Raw genomic sequence first — 16140 nt, 5'->3', positions numbered from 1 at the left:
GATTAGGGATTCTAGATGTAAGACGATACAATCGAAAATCTTACACCTAATTTCTAATTTCTAAAGTTTAAAGTAGTCAATATACGTTTGTAAATCCTTATCCCCTCTACCGGATAAATTGATTACTACAATATCATCTTGCTTAAATTCCCTGTAATCAAATATGGCGAAGGCGTGGGATGTCTCAATGGCTGGAATTATTCCTTCCAATTGTGCTACTTCCAGACCGGCAGTCATAGCCTCGTCATCCGTAATAGAAATAAACTCGCCGCGACCTGATCGGAATAAATGGGCATGCATCGGGCCGACTCCAGGATAGTCCAAACCGGCCGAAATGGAATAGGGTTCCGTTATCTGACCGTCTTGGGTCTGCATCAACAAGGTTTTGCTTCCATGAATAATACCCACCTCGCCTAAGGCTGAGGTAGCGGCACTTTCCCCGGAATCAATTCCCTTTCCTGCGGCCTCCACAGCAATGATTCCTACATCCCCGTCATCCAAATAATGATAATAGGCCCCGGCTGCATTGCTTCCGCCACCCACACAAGCCACCACATAATCCGGATTTTCACGACCTTCCTTTTCCTTTAATTGCCATTTAATTTCCTCCGAAATAACGGATTGGAACCGGGCCACCATATCGGGATAAGGGTGTGGCCCAACAACAGAACCGATAATATAATGTGTATCCACTGGGTTGTTTATCCAATCCCGAATGGCCTCATTAGTAGCGTCCTTTAATGTTCTACTTCCGGAAAGGGCAGGCCGTACCTTGGCCCCCAACATTTTCATCCGCGCCACATTCGGAGCTTGACGGGCAATATCGATTTCCCCCATGTATATCACACATTCAATACCCATAAGGGCGCAGACGGTGGCCGTGGCAACCCCATGCTGTCCGGCTCCGGTTTCTGCAATAATCCTTTTCTTGCCAAGTTTTTTTGCCATCAAAATCTGTCCGATGGTATTGTTTACCTTATGTGCCCCGGTGTGGCACAGATCTTCCCTTTTAAGATAGATTTTAGCGCCATATTTTTTGGATAGACGGTCTGCAAAATACATCGGGGTAGGCCTTCCCACATAGTCCTTCAACAACTGATCAAATTCTTGTTTAAAGGAAGGTTCTTCCATAATCCGGATGTAATTTTGGCGAAGTTCCTCGGTATTGGGATACAACATTTCCGGGATGAAAGCCCCTCCAAACTCCCCATAATATCCTTTCTCATTGGCATGATAAAGACTATTGGCCGACCTTTTTCCCAAAGAGGGGGTCACATTCATTTCATTTTTCATCAATTTTTCTTTAAACCTTTTTAGCTTCTCAATTTCTTTAAGTCCCGGTTCTATTTCAAACCTACTATTGACGTCAATGGCATGGCAATACTTGGCTTCGGGCCGACTCATAAATTCCCTTAGTGATTCTACCTCCTCCAAACCGATACCCCCGCTTAAAAAATAGGGTTTGGTAGCGGGATAATTTTGCAAGACTTTCCAATCAAAGGTATATCCATTGCCCCCTGGGAGCTTTCCCTTGGTATCGAAAAGGAAGTAATCGCAACTGTTTTCATAGGGGTCCAACAGCCCAAAATCAAAGTCAGCCTTTATGGAAAATACCTTGATGATTTTAACTGGCTTTTGAGCGTAATGCTGTTTTAGCGCTTTACAGAATTCGGGGCTCTCATTACCATGCAATTGTACGGCCTGTAAACCATACTTGTCGATTTTGGCTATTATTTCGTTTGGGGGAGCGTCTACAAAAACCCCGACTTTTTTAGTGTTTTCCGGTAGCCCTGGAATTTCTCCATCAAAGGAACGTGGGGATTTGCCCCAAAAAATAAAACCCAAATAATCTGGTTGCAAAGCGGCGACCTCCTGGGGATTGTATTTCATTCCACATACTTTGAGCTTCATGAGGTAGGTTTCAAATTAGGTTATCGATGAATTCAGTAGCACTCCTGCCTGGATTATCGGTCTTCATAAAACTCTCCCCTATCAAAAAGCCCTGATAACCGTATTTTTTAAGTTCCTGAATGGCCTCTACCTGGCTGATACCACTTTCGGACACTTTTACAAAATCATCTGGAATCTTTTCCGAGAGCGATTTACTGGTTTCCAAATTTACTGCAAAGGTTTTTAAGTTTCGGTTGTTTACACCCAATAGGTCCAAACTGGGCATAAGGGATTTTTGTAGTTCAGCTTCATTGTGTACCTCCAAAAGCACATTTAGTCCAAGACTTTTGGCAAATTTTGAAAAAACTCGGATTTCTTCACGCGTTAAAATTGCGGCAATCAATAGAATAGCATCGGCACCGTGGGCCTTGGCCTCAAGAATTTGATATTCGTCAATAATGAATTCCTTTCGTAATAGGGGCAACTTAACAGTCGCTCTTGCCAACAGGAAATCGTCCAAGGAGCCTCCAAAATATTTTGCATCGGTCAAGATGGACATGCCACAGACTTTGGCCTTTTCATATCCCAGCGCCACTTCCTGAACGCTGAATTTTTGATTGATAATCGATTTGGAAGGCGATCTTCGTTTATGTTCGGCAATGATCCCGGTCTTGCTTTTGCGCAGTACCGAAGCTAAAGAAACGGTTTTCCTGCCAAAGAGCTCCGTGCCCTCCAATTGCCGAACAGGGACCATACTCTTTTTTAAGCCGACCTCTTTTCTTTTGTCGGCCACTATCTTGTCAAGGATATTCATTTTTGTATGTACTCCTGAATTTTCATTTTTTACTTAGTCCCTGTAGCCTTTTTAAGGCATTTAATCCTTTACCGCCTAAGAGTGATTCCTTGGCTTTTTCAAAACCTTCTTTTGGACTACTGTTTTCTACTGTGGCAATGGCAATACCTGCATTGGCACACACCACATGGTTCTGGGCTTCGGTCCCCCGCCCGTTCAAAATATCCATGAATATTTGTGCTGACTCTTCTATACTATCCCCCCCAACAATTTCCGATGATTTAATAGGACTTACCCCAAAATCCTCCGGTTTCAACATACTCTCGGAGCCGTTGGAAATGGTTTTTGTACTACCCGTGAGCGAAATCTCGTCATAGCCATCCAAAGCATGTAGTACTGTAAATCTTTTATCTGTATTCTGATAGAGGTATCCATACATTCGGGCCAGCTCTAGATTAAAGACACCCACCATTTGGTTTTTGGGGAAGGCAGGATTCACCATTGGCCCCAACATATTAAAAAAGGTCTTTACCGCAAGTTCCCTACGAATAGGTGCGACGTTTTTCATCGCTGGGTGAAACAATGGGGCATGCAATACACAGATACCGGCATCGGAAATGGACTTTTCCAAGAAATCCCTTTCATTGCTGAATTTGATGCCCAAAAACTCCAAAACATTGCTGCTGCCGCATTTAGAGGACACCCCATAGTTGCCATGCTTGGTAACCTTTATTCCAGCACCTGCGGTAACGAATGAAGCTAGGGTGGAGATATTAAACGTGTCTTTACCATCGCCCCCTGTACCGCACAGGTCTATAGGGTTGTAATCGGACAGATCCACAGCCAAACAAAGCTCCAGAAGGGCATCGCGAAAACCCTCCAGTTCCTCTATGGTAATGCTCCGCATCATGTATACGGTTAAAAACGCCGCTATTTGACTGGTATTGTAATCGCCCTTGGCTATGTTGACCAGTACCTGTTTGGCATCTTTTTTTGAAAGGATGTCATGGTTTATCAATCTATTTAGTATTTCTTTCATTTTGTAATTTTATGGTTGCTGTTTAGCCAATTTCCCAATATTTGCTTTCCATATGGAGTCAAGACGGATTCCGGATGAAACTGTACTGCGGAGACATCAAATTTCTTGTGGCGAAGGGACATGACCTGTCCATTCTCATCAAAGGAAGTTGCTTCCAAGTCTTTTGATAGATCCGGATGTACTACCCAAGAGTGATATCTACCTACTTCGATTTCTTCCGGAATATCCTTGAACAAATTGTCCTCCTTGACAATTTTTATTGTAGTGGCCACGCCATGATATACTTTTTCCAGGTTTACCAAGGAACCGCCGAAAACTTCTCCAATGGCCTGTTGTCCCAAACAGACTCCAAAAATCTTTTTAGTAAGCGCATAGGCCGCAATAATTTCCTTTAAAAGTCCGGCTTCATCCGGGATGCCCGGACCAGGGGAAAGGACAATTTTTTCAAAGGCATCCACCTCATCCAAAGTCAGTTGGTCGTTTCGTTTTACAACTACTTGGCAATCCAAGTCCTCCAAATAATGCACCAGGTTGTAGGTAAAACTATCATAGTTATCAATTACCAGTACTTTTTCCATAATTAGATAGTTTCCGCGATTTCCAAAGCCTTATTTAAGGCGCCAAGTTTATTATAGGTTTCCTGAAGTTCATTGTGCGGATCGGATGCGGCCACCAGTCCGGCTCCCGCTTGAAAATGTAGCTGGTGATTTTTACTCAAGAAGGTACGTATCATAATGGCATGATTAAAATTTCCGCTGAAGTCCATAAAACCAATGGCCCCACCGTAGTAACCCCTACTTGTTTTTTCATATTTTTCGATAAGTTGCATGGCCATATGCTTGGGTGCTCCACTTAGTGTTCCGGCCGGAAAAGTGTCTGCTACCACTTTCATGGTAGGGATGTCCTTTTTCTTCAGCCCGGTTACTTTGGAGACCAAATGGATGACATGGGAGAAGTACTGTACTTCCCGATAATTCTCTACGCTTACCGTATTACCGTTACGACTTAGATCATTTCGCGCCAAATCTACTAGCATTACATGCTCACTATTCTCTTTATCGTCCGCTACGAGTTTTTTGGCCAAATCGGCATCCTGTTCATCATTTCCCGTGCGCTTAAAGGTGCCAGCTATGGGATGGATTTCAGCTTTGCCATCTTTTACCACCAATTGGGCTTCTGGCGAACTGCCGAAAATCTTAAAATCGCCATAATCAAAATAAAACAAGTAAGGAGAAGGGTTTACGGACCTTAGGGCACGATACACATTAAATTCATCTCCCCTAAATCTCTGTGAAAACCTTCGGGAGAGCACCAATTGAAAGACATCGCCCCTTTGGCAATGTTTTTTGGCCAAAGCGACGTGTTGCTTATACTCTTCGTCCTTGAGGTTGGATACTACTTCGCCATTCCGGGAAAAGTTGTAGGACGCAAAGTTTTTAACGTTGAGAATCTGTTCAAGCTCGGCCGTATTGTCTTTGGTATCATAGCAATGGGCAAAAATGTAGGCTTCGTTTTTAAAGTGGTTAATGGCGATTATGTTTTGATAAACGGCATAGTAGATATCGGGAATGGCTATGGAGTTCTCCTTTTTTGATATTTCAATGTCCTCATAGTAGCGTACGGCGTCATACGCCATGTAGCCAAAGAGCCCATTGTTGATAAATTTAAAGTCGTTGTTTTCCGCTTCGAATTTTTTGCCAAAGGCGTCAATTATACTTACTACGTCCGTGTCCGCCCCAATTGGCATTTCCTTTTGTGTTCCGTCCGGAAATTGTTCCGTTACCATTTCGTCTACTATCTCAATAGAAGCTATGGGATTACAACAGATATAGGAAAAACTATTGTCATTGGCATGGTAATCGCTACTTTCCAAAAGAATGCTATTCGGAAACCGATCCCTGATCTTTAGGTACACGCTGACCGGCGTGATGGTGTCCGCCAGAATTTTTTTATTGTAGGTCTTAAGGGTATACTTCATAATTTAGAATTGTATTGTCTTTTCTATAAAGGCGGAAAAACCTTAAAATTTCTACTTTTCCGTCCAGCACGTACTTTGGTGAAACAAGAACAAAAGTTTCTCAATTAAAAAAGGCCTGTCGTGATGACAAGCCTTATATAGTTTTTACTACAATGATGCTCAGCTCACGCTCCTTGTCGCAAGTTGTTCCACCACCAAGTATTTACTGTCAAATTTTTCATTGAGCGTCAAATATAAAAATCATTTTTAAAACTGCAAATCAAATCGGGTAATAAAAAAACCCGCCTAGGCGGGTTTTCAATGTGAGGTCAAGTTTATTAAAACTCCAAGTCTACGACAAGGTCAAATTCGTCATAAATAGTTTTGTCCCCTAAGTTATCAAAAAAACTGCCAGAACCATAACGTACATCATATTCTGCACGATCTACTTTTAAGGTAGCGGTAGCTTTGCTTCCATAAATGGAGACATCAAAGGTCACGGGTTTGGTGATGTTCTTAATGGTAAGATCACCGGTAACTTCATAGGAGTTTTTACCGGAAGCCTTTACTTTGGTAAAGACGAGTTTGGAAGTGGGGTGGGTGGCAACACCAAAGAAATCGTCCGACTTCAAATGGCCTTCCAATTTTCCCTTGTATTCCCCTTCCAGATCTGTGGAGATCAAAGAAGCCATGTTCACTACAAATTCACCCCCTGTTAATTTGTCGCCATCGAACATCAGGGCCCCTTCTTTCAAATCCACGGTTCCCGTGTGTGACCCGGTTACTTTATACGCTTTCCAGGTTACTTTGCTTTCCTTGGTTTTTACTTCCTTTTTTTCTCCTTCTATCGGAGTGCTCGCGGTTGCGAATGCTCCAAAAACTATAGCTAAGGCTAAACTCAATACGTTCTTTTTCATGATTGTGGTTTTAATAGTGTTTCTACTTTCAGTTAAAATTTATTGAATAATATATTTAATTGTTCCAATTCCTTTTGGTCGAAATTTTGCAGGATCCTTCTTTCGGCTTGATTCATGGCCAAATCCATTTTTTTCAATTCTACTTCTCCAAGTTTAGTGATCGTAATCTCCACTTTACGCCGATTTGAAGGGCATGTTTTTCGATCGGCATATCCTTTGGCCAACAATTTATCCACCAATCTTGTTGTATTGCTCATTTTTGTGACCATACGTTCGTTTAAGGTGGAAAGGTTGGCTGGCTTCCCCTTTTGCCCCCTTAAGATACGTAATACATTGAATTGTTGTACTGAAACATCACAGGGTTTTAAGGCCATGGATATTTCCTCATTAATTTTATTGTTAACCAGCATAAAGTGGATGATCGTCCTACTTTTTAGTGGGATCGATCGATCCGTCTTTATAACTTCCTCTACATTCATGCCATTACAATAATTGTATATACAAATGTAAATGTTTTTTTCAACCATAAGGATGGGACCAAGCTAAATTTTTGTTAAAAAGCGCCATACGTTTTTTGAGATAAAAACCTACTTTTGAAAAATCTAAAATTTGATTGAACTATGGACCTATCGCAAGAAGAATGGGAAGAACAACTTGAGAACGATGATAATGCCTTTATTTTGGACGTACGTACTCCGGAGGAGGTAGACGAGGGTTATATACCCAATGCGGTGAACATTGATATTTATTTGGGGCAGGAGTTTGTGGACGAACTGGAAAAATTGGACAAGGAAAAGAACTATTATGTATATTGTAGAAGCGGTAATCGTAGTAGACAAGCCTGTGCTATTATGAATAGTATCGGGATTAAGAATGCCTACAATCTAGAAGGTGGAATTTTGGAATGGGAAGGCGATTTGATAGAGTGAACCATTTTCTTCGATGGCTACCGGTTTTATCCGTAATACGCAATCTTTGAACTTGCAGATAGGATAAGGGTATAAAATAGTACCGGCCTCATTTTTTTTAAATATGCATTTCATACCAAGGATCCAAACATAAATAATGAAGATCCATGCGTGAAGATTTGCTCCATTTTATTTGGAAATACCGAAAACTCCCCCTTAAAGGTCTTGTCACTTCAAATGGCCAGAAAATAGAAATTTTTGAGGTAGGGATACACAACCATTTTGCCGGGCCAGATTTTTTTAATGCAAAAATTCGCTTAGAAGGGCAGCTTTGGGCAGGAAATGTGGAAATACATGTAAAAGCCTCGGATTGGTATGCCCATGGTCATGAAAAGGATGCCAACTACAATGCGGTAATTCTTCATGTGGTTTGGGAAGATGATGTCGCAGTTTTTCGGGGTGATGCCAGCGAAATCCCCACACTAGAACTCAAGCGTCACATTCCTGACTATCTTCTAAGCAACTACCAAAACCTTTTTGACAAAAGGCACAAACGCTTTATCAATTGCGAAAAGAGTATTGGCGAAATAGATCTTTTTGTTTTTCGGAATTGGTTGGATCGGCTGTATTTTGAGCGATTGGAAGGTAAATCGATGCGATTGCAAAACTTGTTGAAGGAGTCCAAAAACAATTGGGAGCAAGTACTTTTTAACGCACTACTCAAAAACTTTGGATCCAAGATCAATGGTGAATCATTTTCAAGTTTGGGCGGGGCGTTGGATTTTTCCATTATCAGGAAAATTCAAAATGACTCGTTTAAGTTAGAAAGTGTATTTTTTGGTTTGATGGGCTTATTGACAAATCATTCGATTAAGGACATCTACTATATTAATATGAGCAAGGAATACGGCTATATAAAAGCAAAGTACCAATTAGATGATAGAGGTATTCGGCAACCCGAATTCTTTAAACTTCGTCCTGCCAACTTTCCTACGATACGCCTATCCCAACTTGCGAATTTGTATAGCGTCCACCCCAATCTTTTTAGCGAGGTCATTGAAGCAGCCAGTACAACCGAATTGTATTCGATTTTCACCGTTTCCGCGAGTTCTTATTGGGATACCCATTTTACATTTGGAAAAGAATCAAGGCGAAGTACAAAAAAATTGACCAAGGCATTCATTGACCTACTTATTGTGAATACTATAATTCCGTTAAAATTCTGTCACGCACAGTACACGGGAAAGGAAATAAACGAGGAAATTGCAATGCTGGCATCTCAATTAAAAAGGGAGGAAAACAACATTGTCAAAAACTTTGATGACCATAGGATAAAGGCTACTAACGCCTTTGAAAGTCAGGCCCTGTTACAGTTATACAATGAATATTGTATCAAAAATAGGTGTCTGGAATGTGCTGTAGGTACTACTATATTAAATAGAAATAATTAATTTTAGGGCTATGAATATGTTCTACCAAATACTTTACTATTTTCAAAAGCGCGGCTTTGAGGTTTGTAGACGTATTGCCGAGAGGTTGGGCATTCGTGCCAGGGTTGTCCGGACCTCTTTCATCTACCTCACCTTTGTCACCTTGGGGTTTGGATTTGCTCTCTATCTCTTTTTGGCCTTCTGGCTTCGGATAAAGGATCTGGTACATACTAAAAGAACTTCGGTTTTTGACCTTTGACTATGATAAAGCTTTTTCGTTCCAAGATTTACCTGTCACTATTTTTAATGGTCTCTGTGCTGCTCTTTGGTATCTTGGGCTACCGGTACGTTTCAGACTATTCTTGGATTGATGCCTTTTACATGACCATCATAACCATAACTACTGTTGGTTTTTCGGAGGTGCGACCCATGGATATCGAAGGAAAGATTTTTACAGTAGTTTTAATTGTATCAAGTGTTTTCATCTTTGCCTTCGGGCTATCCGTCATTACCGAATATATACTGAGCAGAAACTCGTTGCAAATTCTAAAAAAGAAAAAAGTGAGGAATACGATTAAGAGTCTTAAGGACCATGTCCTTGTTTGCGGTTTTGGCCGCAACGGGATGCAGGCGGCAGAACGTTTAAAAGCCTATAATCGCCCCTTTGTGGTCATTGAAAGGAATAAGGATATTATCGAAAAACATGAGGATGACGTCCTTTTTGTTGAAGGGGATGCCAACGAGGATGAAGTATTGAAGCAGGCGGGAATAGAACGTGCACAATATTTGATTGCGGCCTTACCGGATGATGCGGCCAATTTGTTCGTAGTGCTTACGGCACGTCAATTGAACAGGGATTTGTTTATAATCAGCAGGGCTTCACAGGTGGCCTCACAAAAAAAGTTGACCTTAGCCGGAGCGGACAAGGTCATTATGCCAGACAAGATTGGTGGTGATCATATGGCCTCGTTAGTAGTAATGCCGGACCTTATTACGTTTATGGATAAGCTTTCCATGGAAGGTCGACACACTACTAATCTTGAGGAAGTGGCCATAGAGGATTTTGCGGATCAGGTGGAATGCAATTCCCTGCGTGATCTGGACCTAAGAAGAAAAACGGGTTGTACCATTATTGGGTATATAGACCCGGATGGTGAATATATCATCAATCCGGAGGCAGATATGCAATTGCAACCCAAAAGTAAAGTGATTGTGTTGGGAAGGCCGGAACAGATTCAGAAATTGAACGAGATGTTTCATATTGAAGCGTCCTAGCACTATGAATATACAGCGTGTTCCCTTTTAAGTTGGGCTACGGATTCAATTTTGCAGAACAGCCTTATCCAGAGACTCAAATGACCTATGGACGTTCGCCTCATTAGACGGTAAATTGGTTATCGATCGCTAATACCAAAAAGTAATAATTTGACTACTTTGATTATTTTTTAGATATTGCCGGCTTTACATTGAACTAACACGCCAAAAATTTGGATTATGAAATATAGACCTATTTCCTTGATCGCTTTTTTAATGCCCTTATTTTCGTTAGCGCAGGAAACAGCGGAGAAAGGATTAGATCAAAAAATCGATGAAGCTTTTGGGAGTGCAACGGGATGGTTCGTGAATTTTGTGTTTTATCAAATCCCTTTTGGCGAGGAGATTAAGGTGTATTGGGTTCTGTTTCCCTTGATCATTGGGGCTACCTACTTTACTTTCTACTTTAAGTTGATCAATTTTAGAGGCTTCCTTACTTCCATAAATATTGTCCGGGGAAAATATGATGAAATAGATCATCATGAACCCCTTTCCATGGCAGGCGATCCTACCCCTGGGGATGATGTCCTACAAACTATGGCGGTGGAAGGACATAGTGGCGAAGTATCCCATTTTCAAGCACTCACCGCCGCACTTTCCGCAACCGTGGGCTTGGGCAATATTGCAGGTGTAGCCATTGCAGTATCCATTGGAGGTGCCGGTGCCACATTTTGGATGATTGTTGCGGGATTTCTTGGGATGGCCTCAAAATTTGTAGAATGTACTTTAGGAGTAAAATATAGAGACATTGAATCAGACGGTACGGTGTATGGAGGACCAATGTATTATTTGCGAAAAGGGTTAAAGTCCAAGGGAATGGAGGGACTTGGAAAGGTCTTGGCCGGTCTATTTGCCGTTTTTGTAATTGGTGGATCGTTTGGTGGAGGAAACATGTTCCAGGTAAATCAGGCATTTCAGTTGGTAGAGAATATCACTGGGGGTAGTGAGTCCTTTTGGTACGGTAAAGGGTGGTTATTTGGAATAGTGATGGCTATCCTTGTGGGTATAGTCATAATTGGAGGTATCAAAAAGATAGCCAAGGTTACTGACAAGATCGTTCCGTTTATGGTAGTCGTTTACGTAGGTGCCGCCATATTCGTTTTGGTCGCCAAATATGATATGATAGGGGATGCCTTTATGCAGATTATCAACGGTGCCTTCGGCCCTACCGGTGTCGTCGGAGGAGCTGTAGGCGTTCTGGTACAGGGATTCCGTCGTGCAGCGTTTTCCAACGAGGCAGGCGTGGGATCTGCATCCATTGCCCATTCCGCGGTAAAAACAAAGTATCCCGCCTCAGAAGGAATGGTGGCATTGTTGGAACCTTTTGTAGATACCGTAGTGGTATGTACAATGACGGCGTTGGTATTGATAATTACTGGGAACGTTACAGCGGCGAATGCAACTTTGAACGATTCCCAAGCCATATTGTTGACGTCCGGAGCTTTTGAATCGGTTATTTCCTGGTTCCCCTATGTGCTAACGATTGCCGTGGTTCTCTTTGCTTTCAGTACCATGATTTCGTGGTCTTATTACGGTTTTCAAGGATGGGCTTATCTTTTTGGACGGAGTAAAAAGACCGAATATACCTATAAGATAATCTTCTGTATTTTCGTAATTATCGGGGCAGCAGCAAGTTTGGGATCGGTCATCGGTTTTTCGGATGCCATGATTTTTGCAATGATGGTTCCCAACATGATCGGATTGGTTATTCTTGCTCCAAGGGTAAGGAAGGAATTGAGCACTTATCTTAATGCGATAAAGGCATTGGGAAAATAATTATAGGCTATTGAAAGATTTTAAATCCCTCTTTAAGTTCAACAAAAGGGAGCGAAGTGGGATTTTCTTTTTGCTGCTTATTATATTGATACTTCAGACAGGTTATGTGGTGCTCCAGTATTTCCCCAGGTCCAACTCCAAGAGTACATTTTCCGAGGACACTACGTTACAGGCAAAAATCGATAGTCTAAAGCAAAAAGTACCACAGAAAGATTCACTTAAGATATATCCCTTTAACCCTAATTTTATTAGTGATTATAAAGGATATGCTTTGGGAATGTCAACAGATGAAATAGACCGTCTGCATGTCTTTCGAAGGCAAAACCAATATGTAAACTCGCCCGAAGAATTTCAGAAGATCACGTTAATATCGGATTCCCTTATGGCCCAAATTTCTCCCTATTTTAAATTTCCAGAATGGGTTGGGAAGACCTCAGGTAAATTGGTTGCGGGAAACGAGGCTATCAAAAACTCCAAAGATGACAAGAAAGACATTGAAATAAAAGACTTGAATAAAGCGAGCATTAAAGAGTTGCAATCTATCCGTGGAATTGGGGATAAGCTGTCCCGCCGTATTGTGAAGTTCAGAGATCGTTTGGGTGGATTTTTGGTGAATGAACAATTATATGACGTATATGGACTGGAACGGCATGTGGCCAAAACAGCCTTAAAAAGCTTTAGGGTCATAGAAAAACCTGATATCCAGAAAATAAATATCAATACGGCATCGTTAGAGGAGATGGTTCAATTGGTGTATCTTAGAAGGAAAATTGCCTTACGGATAGTGGAATATAGGAATAGAAATGGAGGGATTTCCTCCTTTGATGAATTATCTAAAATAGAAGATTTTCCATCGGACAAGATTGATAGAATTAAATTATATTTGACGCTATAAAAAATTGCTTGAATGATTACGGATACAATGTCTACCTTAGGTTTTGATTTTTCGGAAACCCAACAAATGGTGGCGGCTTCGGCTAAGGAATTCGCCGAGCAACATATACGGCCCTATGTCATGGATTGGGACGAATCCCAGACGTTTCCCTTGGAGGTTTTTAAAAAGGCAGGGGAAATGGGCTTTATGGGGGTTTTGGTACCGGAACAATATGGTGGCTCTGGACTGGGCTATCATGAATATATAGCCATTATTGAAGAGATTTCCAAAGTGGACCCTTCCATAGGATTATCGGTAGCAGCCCACAATTCCCTATGTACCAATCATATTCTTTCCTTTGGAAACGAGGAGCAAAAACAAAGGTGGTTGCCCAAATTGGCTACTGCCGAATGGATAGGAGCCTGGGGCCTAACGGAACACAACACGGGTTCCGATGCCGCTAGAATGGCAACTACCGCCGTTAAGGATAATGATTCGTGGATTTTGAACGGGGCCAAAAATTTTATCACACACGGTAAAAGTGGCGATATTGCCGTAGTTGTGGCCAGAACAGGCGAAAAAGGAGATAGCCATGGAATGACCGCTTTTGTTATTGAAAAAGGGACACCTGGTTTTTCAAGTGGAAAAAAGGAGAACAAATTGGGGATGCGTGCAAGTGAAACCGCTGAACTGATTTTTGATAACTGTATTATTTCTGATGATAACCGATTGGGAGAGGTGGGAGCCGGATTTATCCAATCCATGAAGATTTTGGATGGTGGCCGGATCTCCATTGGCGCCCTATCCTTGGGAATAGCCAAAGGGGCTTATGAGGCTGCCTTGAAATATTCCAAGGAAAGGATTCAATTTGGTAAGCCTATAAGTCAATTTCAAGGTGTCTCCTTCAAGTTGGCCGAAATGGTTACCGAAATCGAAGCTTCTGAACTTCTGGTACACAAAGCAGCATTTTTGAAAAATGAAGGGCGTCAAATGACCCAGTGGAGCGCTATGTCCAAAATGTATGCCTCCGAAATGTGCGTAAAAGTAGCCAATGAGGCCGTTCAGATACACGGTGGATATGGATATACCAAAGATTTCCCCGTGGAGAAGTTTTACAGGGATGCCAAACTCTGTACCATTGGTGAAGGTACCACCGAGATACAAAAAGTGGTCATCGCCAAAAATATTTTAAAATAGTTTTGCACCAACTCAACTATTCCAGTTATATTTGCAGTCCAAAACTTTAAAGAAAGGAGGTTGTAGCCAATGTTAATAATACCAGTAAAAGAAGGAGAAAATATAGATAGGGCGCTAAAGCGATTTAAACGCAAGTTTGATAAGACAGGCACAATGCGGCAGTTGCGTAAGCGACAGCAGTTTACAAAGCCATCTGTAGAACGTAGACAGCAGATCCAAAAGGCACAGTACATACAGAGCCTTAGGGATAGGGAGGATATATAGATTTTGTAACCCTACCTTACAATATAACGAAATCCCATTCTTTAATGGGATTTTTTATTGTTGATACTTTGGTGATTCAATTCGTAACTTTGCGTTATGTCCGTCCAATCATTTGTGGATTACCTTTCCCTGGAAAAAAACTACTCCGCTCATACGGTCCTGGCCTATGAAAGGGACCTCAAGTCGTTTAATTCATTTTGCCTTTCCGAGTATGGCCTCAAAAGTGGTGATGACGTCTCCTATAGGGAGATTAGAAGTTGGATTGTGAGCTTGGTAGATTCTGGTATTTCAAACCGTTCCATTAATAGAAAAGTGGCCTCGTTAAAGGCCTATTTTAAATTTATGCAAAAAACGGGAAATATTGACACCAACCCTTTGGCCAAACATAAATCCTTAAAAACCTCCAAAAAAATAGAAGTTCCCTTTTCTGAGGACGAAATGTTAAAAGTACTTATGCAGATTCCTTTTGAAGACGGCTTTGAAGGAATCCGGGATAAATTAATAATTGAACTTTTCTACACTACGGGCATAAGAAGGGCGGAACTAATCAATTTAAGAATAAAGGACTTGGACTTTGACGGAAATGCCCTTAGGGTTTTGGGAAAAAGGAACAAAGAGCGCATTATTCCGCTTCTACATTCGACAAAGGAAAAGTTTATGGCCTATATTCAAGAAAGAAATACATTGAATACCAAGACCGATACGGACTATGTCTTTTTGCGAAAAAGCGGGGACAAAATCTATGAAACCCTTGTTTATAGAATTATAAATAGGTATTTTAGTGAAGCGTCGACTAAGGTAAAAAAGAGTCCACACATCCTGAGACATACCTTTGCGACCCACTTATTGAACAAAGGAGCCGATTTAAATTCGGTAAAGGAACTTTTAGGTCACTCAAGTTTGGCGTCTACCCAAGTATATACACATAATAGTATTGCCGAACTTAAGAAAGTGCATGCCGCCGCCCATCCAAGAGGCGGGAAATAGTTAAACAATTTAAAACATGAGGTCTATGAAATAAGTCACTACAAATCTTGATGTTGGCCGAAGGGCTCTATGGCGAATGGTATTTTCCATAACAAATCGGATAGAATAATGAATTTATAAAACAGCAAAATTTGAACAGATGAAAGTAAACACACAATCCGTAAATTTTAATGCCAACCAAGAATTAGTAAGTTTCATTCAAAATCGATTGAACAAATTGGATACTTTTTACGATAAGGTGATACATTCGGATGTTTATTTAAAAGTAGAAAATACAAGTGCCAAGGAAAACAAGATAGCGGAAATAATTCTTCATATCCCGAAGGATAAATTTAGGATAAAAAAACAATGTAAATCCTTTGAGGAAGCAGTGGATTCTGCCTGTAGTTCGCTTGAGAGAAAACTGATAAAAAAGAAAGAAAAACTGCGGGTTTACGCCTGATTAAAATTTTCCAAATTTTGTTTTGATTAAACAAATAAATATATACATTTGCAGTCCGTTAGAAATAGCGGACTTTTTTATGCGCAAAAAGGGGGTAAAAGGCCGATGTAGCTCAGCTGGCTAGAGCAGCTGATTTGTAATCAGCAGGTCGTGGGTTCGAGTCCCTCCATCGGCTCAAAAGGTCTTAAAAACATTAGATAGGGGGAGATACTCAAGCGGCCAACGAGGGCAGACTGTAAATCTGCTGACTATGTCTTCGCAGGTTCGAATCCTGCTCTCCCCACCAAATTGGCATAAAGTTTTGTTTTGTGTTCCCTATTTAGCGTAATAGGAACGACGATTTGAAATTTTG

17 protein-coding genes, 2 tRNA genes and 1 pseudogene are annotated in these 16140 nt (G+C 41.2%); 12 read left to right on the top strand and 8 right to left on the bottom strand.

Annotated elements, in window-relative coordinates; translation table 11 throughout:
- Positions 1-60: 60 nt before the first annotated feature.
- From trpB to Q0993_RS01940, 8 genes and pseudogenes are all read right to left on the bottom strand, one after another.
- Positions 61-1281: a tryptophan synthase subunit beta gene (gene trpB, locus Q0993_RS01970; protein ID WP_367279575.1), complete on the bottom strand. Its 1221-nt coding sequence runs from the start codon at positions 1279-1281 to the stop codon at positions 61-63.
- A 33-nt stretch (positions 1282-1314) separates the two neighbouring features.
- Positions 1315-1890 (bottom strand): annotated as a pseudogene (locus Q0993_RS21855) (phosphoribosylanthranilate isomerase); the annotation flags it as partial.
- Between the two features lie 31 nt (positions 1891-1921).
- Positions 1922-2704, bottom strand: a complete 783-nt coding sequence (gene trpC, locus Q0993_RS01965) for an indole-3-glycerol phosphate synthase TrpC (protein ID WP_299529292.1) — start codon at positions 2702-2704, stop codon at positions 1922-1924.
- 22 nt (positions 2705-2726) lie between these two features.
- Positions 2727-3722: an anthranilate phosphoribosyltransferase gene (trpD, locus tag Q0993_RS01960; RefSeq protein ID WP_299529290.1), complete on the bottom strand. Its 996-nt coding sequence runs from the start codon at positions 3720-3722 to the stop codon at positions 2727-2729.
- Positions 3719-4300, bottom strand: a complete 582-nt coding sequence (locus tag Q0993_RS01955) for an aminodeoxychorismate/anthranilate synthase component II (protein WP_299529288.1) — start codon at positions 4298-4300, stop codon at positions 3719-3721. Before Q0993_RS01955 ends, trpD begins: the two co-directional genes overlap by 4 nt.
- A gap of 2 nt (positions 4301-4302) precedes the next feature.
- Positions 4303-5700 (bottom strand): anthranilate synthase component I family protein, encoded by a 1398-nt coding sequence (locus Q0993_RS01950; RefSeq protein WP_299529286.1) that lies wholly within the window; start codon positions 5698-5700, stop codon positions 4303-4305.
- Between the two features lie 317 nt (positions 5701-6017).
- Complete coding sequence (locus Q0993_RS01945; RefSeq protein WP_299529284.1) at positions 6018-6596, bottom strand: YceI family protein; 579 nt, start codon at positions 6594-6596, stop codon at positions 6018-6020.
- 32 nt (positions 6597-6628) lie between these two features.
- Positions 6629-7075 carry a MarR family winged helix-turn-helix transcriptional regulator gene (locus Q0993_RS01940; RefSeq protein WP_299529282.1) on the bottom strand — a complete coding sequence of 149 codons (447 nt, stop codon included), beginning with the start codon at positions 7073-7075 and terminating at the stop codon, positions 6629-6631.
- 141 nt (positions 7076-7216) lie between these two features.
- On the opposite strand from Q0993_RS01940, the gene Q0993_RS01935 reads away from it, so the two are divergent.
- From Q0993_RS01935 to Q0993_RS01880, 12 genes are all read left to right on the top strand, one after another.
- Positions 7217-7525, top strand: a complete 309-nt coding sequence (locus Q0993_RS01935; RefSeq protein WP_299529281.1) for a rhodanese-like domain-containing protein — start codon at positions 7217-7219, stop codon at positions 7523-7525.
- Between the two features lie 146 nt (positions 7526-7671).
- Complete coding sequence (locus tag Q0993_RS01930) at positions 7672-8955, top strand: DUF2851 family protein (protein ID WP_299529280.1); 1284 nt, start codon at positions 7672-7674, stop codon at positions 8953-8955.
- Between the two features lie 10 nt (positions 8956-8965).
- Complete coding sequence (locus Q0993_RS01925) at positions 8966-9193, top strand: PspC domain-containing protein (protein ID WP_299529279.1); 228 nt, start codon at positions 8966-8968, stop codon at positions 9191-9193.
- Between the two features lie 2 nt (positions 9194-9195).
- Positions 9196-10209: a TrkA family potassium uptake protein gene (locus Q0993_RS01920; RefSeq protein ID WP_299529278.1), complete on the top strand. Its 1014-nt coding sequence runs from the start codon at positions 9196-9198 to the stop codon at positions 10207-10209.
- A 219-nt stretch (positions 10210-10428) separates the two neighbouring features.
- A complete protein-coding gene (locus Q0993_RS01915) occupies positions 10429-12024 on the top strand; it encodes a sodium:alanine symporter family protein (protein ID WP_299529277.1) in 1596 nt (531 codons plus the stop codon).
- 10 nt (positions 12025-12034) lie between these two features.
- The gene (locus Q0993_RS01910) at positions 12035-12919 is read left to right on the top strand and encodes a helix-hairpin-helix domain-containing protein (RefSeq protein ID WP_299529275.1); all 885 of its coding nucleotides are present in this window, start codon (positions 12035-12037) and stop codon (positions 12917-12919) included.
- 12 nt (positions 12920-12931) lie between these two features.
- Positions 12932-14095 (top strand): acyl-CoA dehydrogenase family protein, encoded by a 1164-nt coding sequence (locus Q0993_RS01905; protein ID WP_299529273.1) that lies wholly within the window; start codon positions 12932-12934, stop codon positions 14093-14095.
- A 69-nt stretch (positions 14096-14164) separates the two neighbouring features.
- The gene (rpsU, locus tag Q0993_RS01900) at positions 14165-14359 is read left to right on the top strand and encodes a 30S ribosomal protein S21 (RefSeq protein WP_299529271.1); all 195 of its coding nucleotides are present in this window, start codon (positions 14165-14167) and stop codon (positions 14357-14359) included.
- A 96-nt stretch (positions 14360-14455) separates the two neighbouring features.
- Positions 14456-15346, top strand: coding sequence for a tyrosine-type recombinase/integrase (locus tag Q0993_RS01895; protein WP_299529269.1), 891 nt, complete (start codon positions 14456-14458; stop codon positions 15344-15346).
- A 139-nt stretch (positions 15347-15485) separates the two neighbouring features.
- Entirely contained in the window at positions 15486-15788 is a 303-nt protein-coding gene (gene raiA, locus Q0993_RS01890; RefSeq protein ID WP_299529267.1) for a ribosome-associated translation inhibitor RaiA, read from the top strand.
- Between the two features lie 101 nt (positions 15789-15889).
- A tRNA-Thr gene (locus Q0993_RS01885) sits at positions 15890-15963 on the top strand.
- Between the two features lie 26 nt (positions 15964-15989).
- A tRNA-Tyr gene (locus tag Q0993_RS01880) sits at positions 15990-16074 on the top strand.
- The last annotated feature ends 66 nt before the right edge of the window (positions 16075-16140 follow it).

Origin of the sequence: Ulvibacterium sp., assembly GCF_028285715.1 — a bacterium.
Taxonomy (GTDB): Bacteria; Bacteroidota; Bacteroidia; order Flavobacteriales; family Flavobacteriaceae; genus Ulvibacterium.
The sequence above is the reverse complement of the archived record's forward strand: the minus strand, read 5'-3'. Positions and strand labels throughout refer to the sequence as shown.

Coding starts and splice junctions, on each gene's coding strand:
- Q0993_RS01950 (WP_299529286.1), bottom strand. CDS start 5,700: ATGAAGTATACCCTTAAGACCTACAATAAAAAAATTCTGGCGGACACC.
- Q0993_RS01930 (WP_299529280.1), top strand. CDS start 7,672: ATGCGTGAAGATTTGCTCCATTTTATTTGGAAATACCGAAAACTCCCC.
- trpB (WP_367279575.1), bottom strand. CDS start 1,281: ATGAATGTGACCCCCTCTTTGGGAAAAAGGTCGGCCAATAGTCTTTAT.
- Q0993_RS01905 (WP_299529273.1), top strand. CDS start 12,932: ATGATTACGGATACAATGTCTACCTTAGGTTTTGATTTTTCGGAAACC.
- Q0993_RS01955 (WP_299529288.1), bottom strand. CDS start 4,300: ATGGAAAAAGTACTGGTAATTGATAACTATGATAGTTTTACCTACAAC.
- trpC (WP_299529292.1), bottom strand. CDS start 2,704: ATGAATATCCTTGACAAGATAGTGGCCGACAAAAGAAAAGAGGTCGGC.
- Q0993_RS01915 (WP_299529277.1), top strand. CDS start 10,429: ATGAAATATAGACCTATTTCCTTGATCGCTTTTTTAATGCCCTTATTT.
- Q0993_RS01925 (WP_299529279.1), top strand. CDS start 8,966: ATGAATATGTTCTACCAAATACTTTACTATTTTCAAAAGCGCGGCTTT.
- Q0993_RS01940 (WP_299529282.1), bottom strand. CDS start 7,075: ATGAATGTAGAGGAAGTTATAAAGACGGATCGATCGATCCCACTAAAA.
- Q0993_RS01945 (WP_299529284.1), bottom strand. CDS start 6,596: ATGAAAAAGAACGTATTGAGTTTAGCCTTAGCTATAGTTTTTGGAGCA.
- raiA (WP_299529267.1), top strand. CDS start 15,486: ATGAAAGTAAACACACAATCCGTAAATTTTAATGCCAACCAAGAATTA.
- Q0993_RS01895 (WP_299529269.1), top strand. CDS start 14,456: ATGTCCGTCCAATCATTTGTGGATTACCTTTCCCTGGAAAAAAACTAC.
- trpD (WP_299529290.1), bottom strand. CDS start 3,722: ATGAAAGAAATACTAAATAGATTGATAAACCATGACATCCTTTCAAAA.
- rpsU (WP_299529271.1), top strand. CDS start 14,165: ATGTTAATAATACCAGTAAAAGAAGGAGAAAATATAGATAGGGCGCTA.
- Q0993_RS01935 (WP_299529281.1), top strand. CDS start 7,217: ATGGACCTATCGCAAGAAGAATGGGAAGAACAACTTGAGAACGATGAT.
- Q0993_RS01920 (WP_299529278.1), top strand. CDS start 9,196: ATGATAAAGCTTTTTCGTTCCAAGATTTACCTGTCACTATTTTTAATG.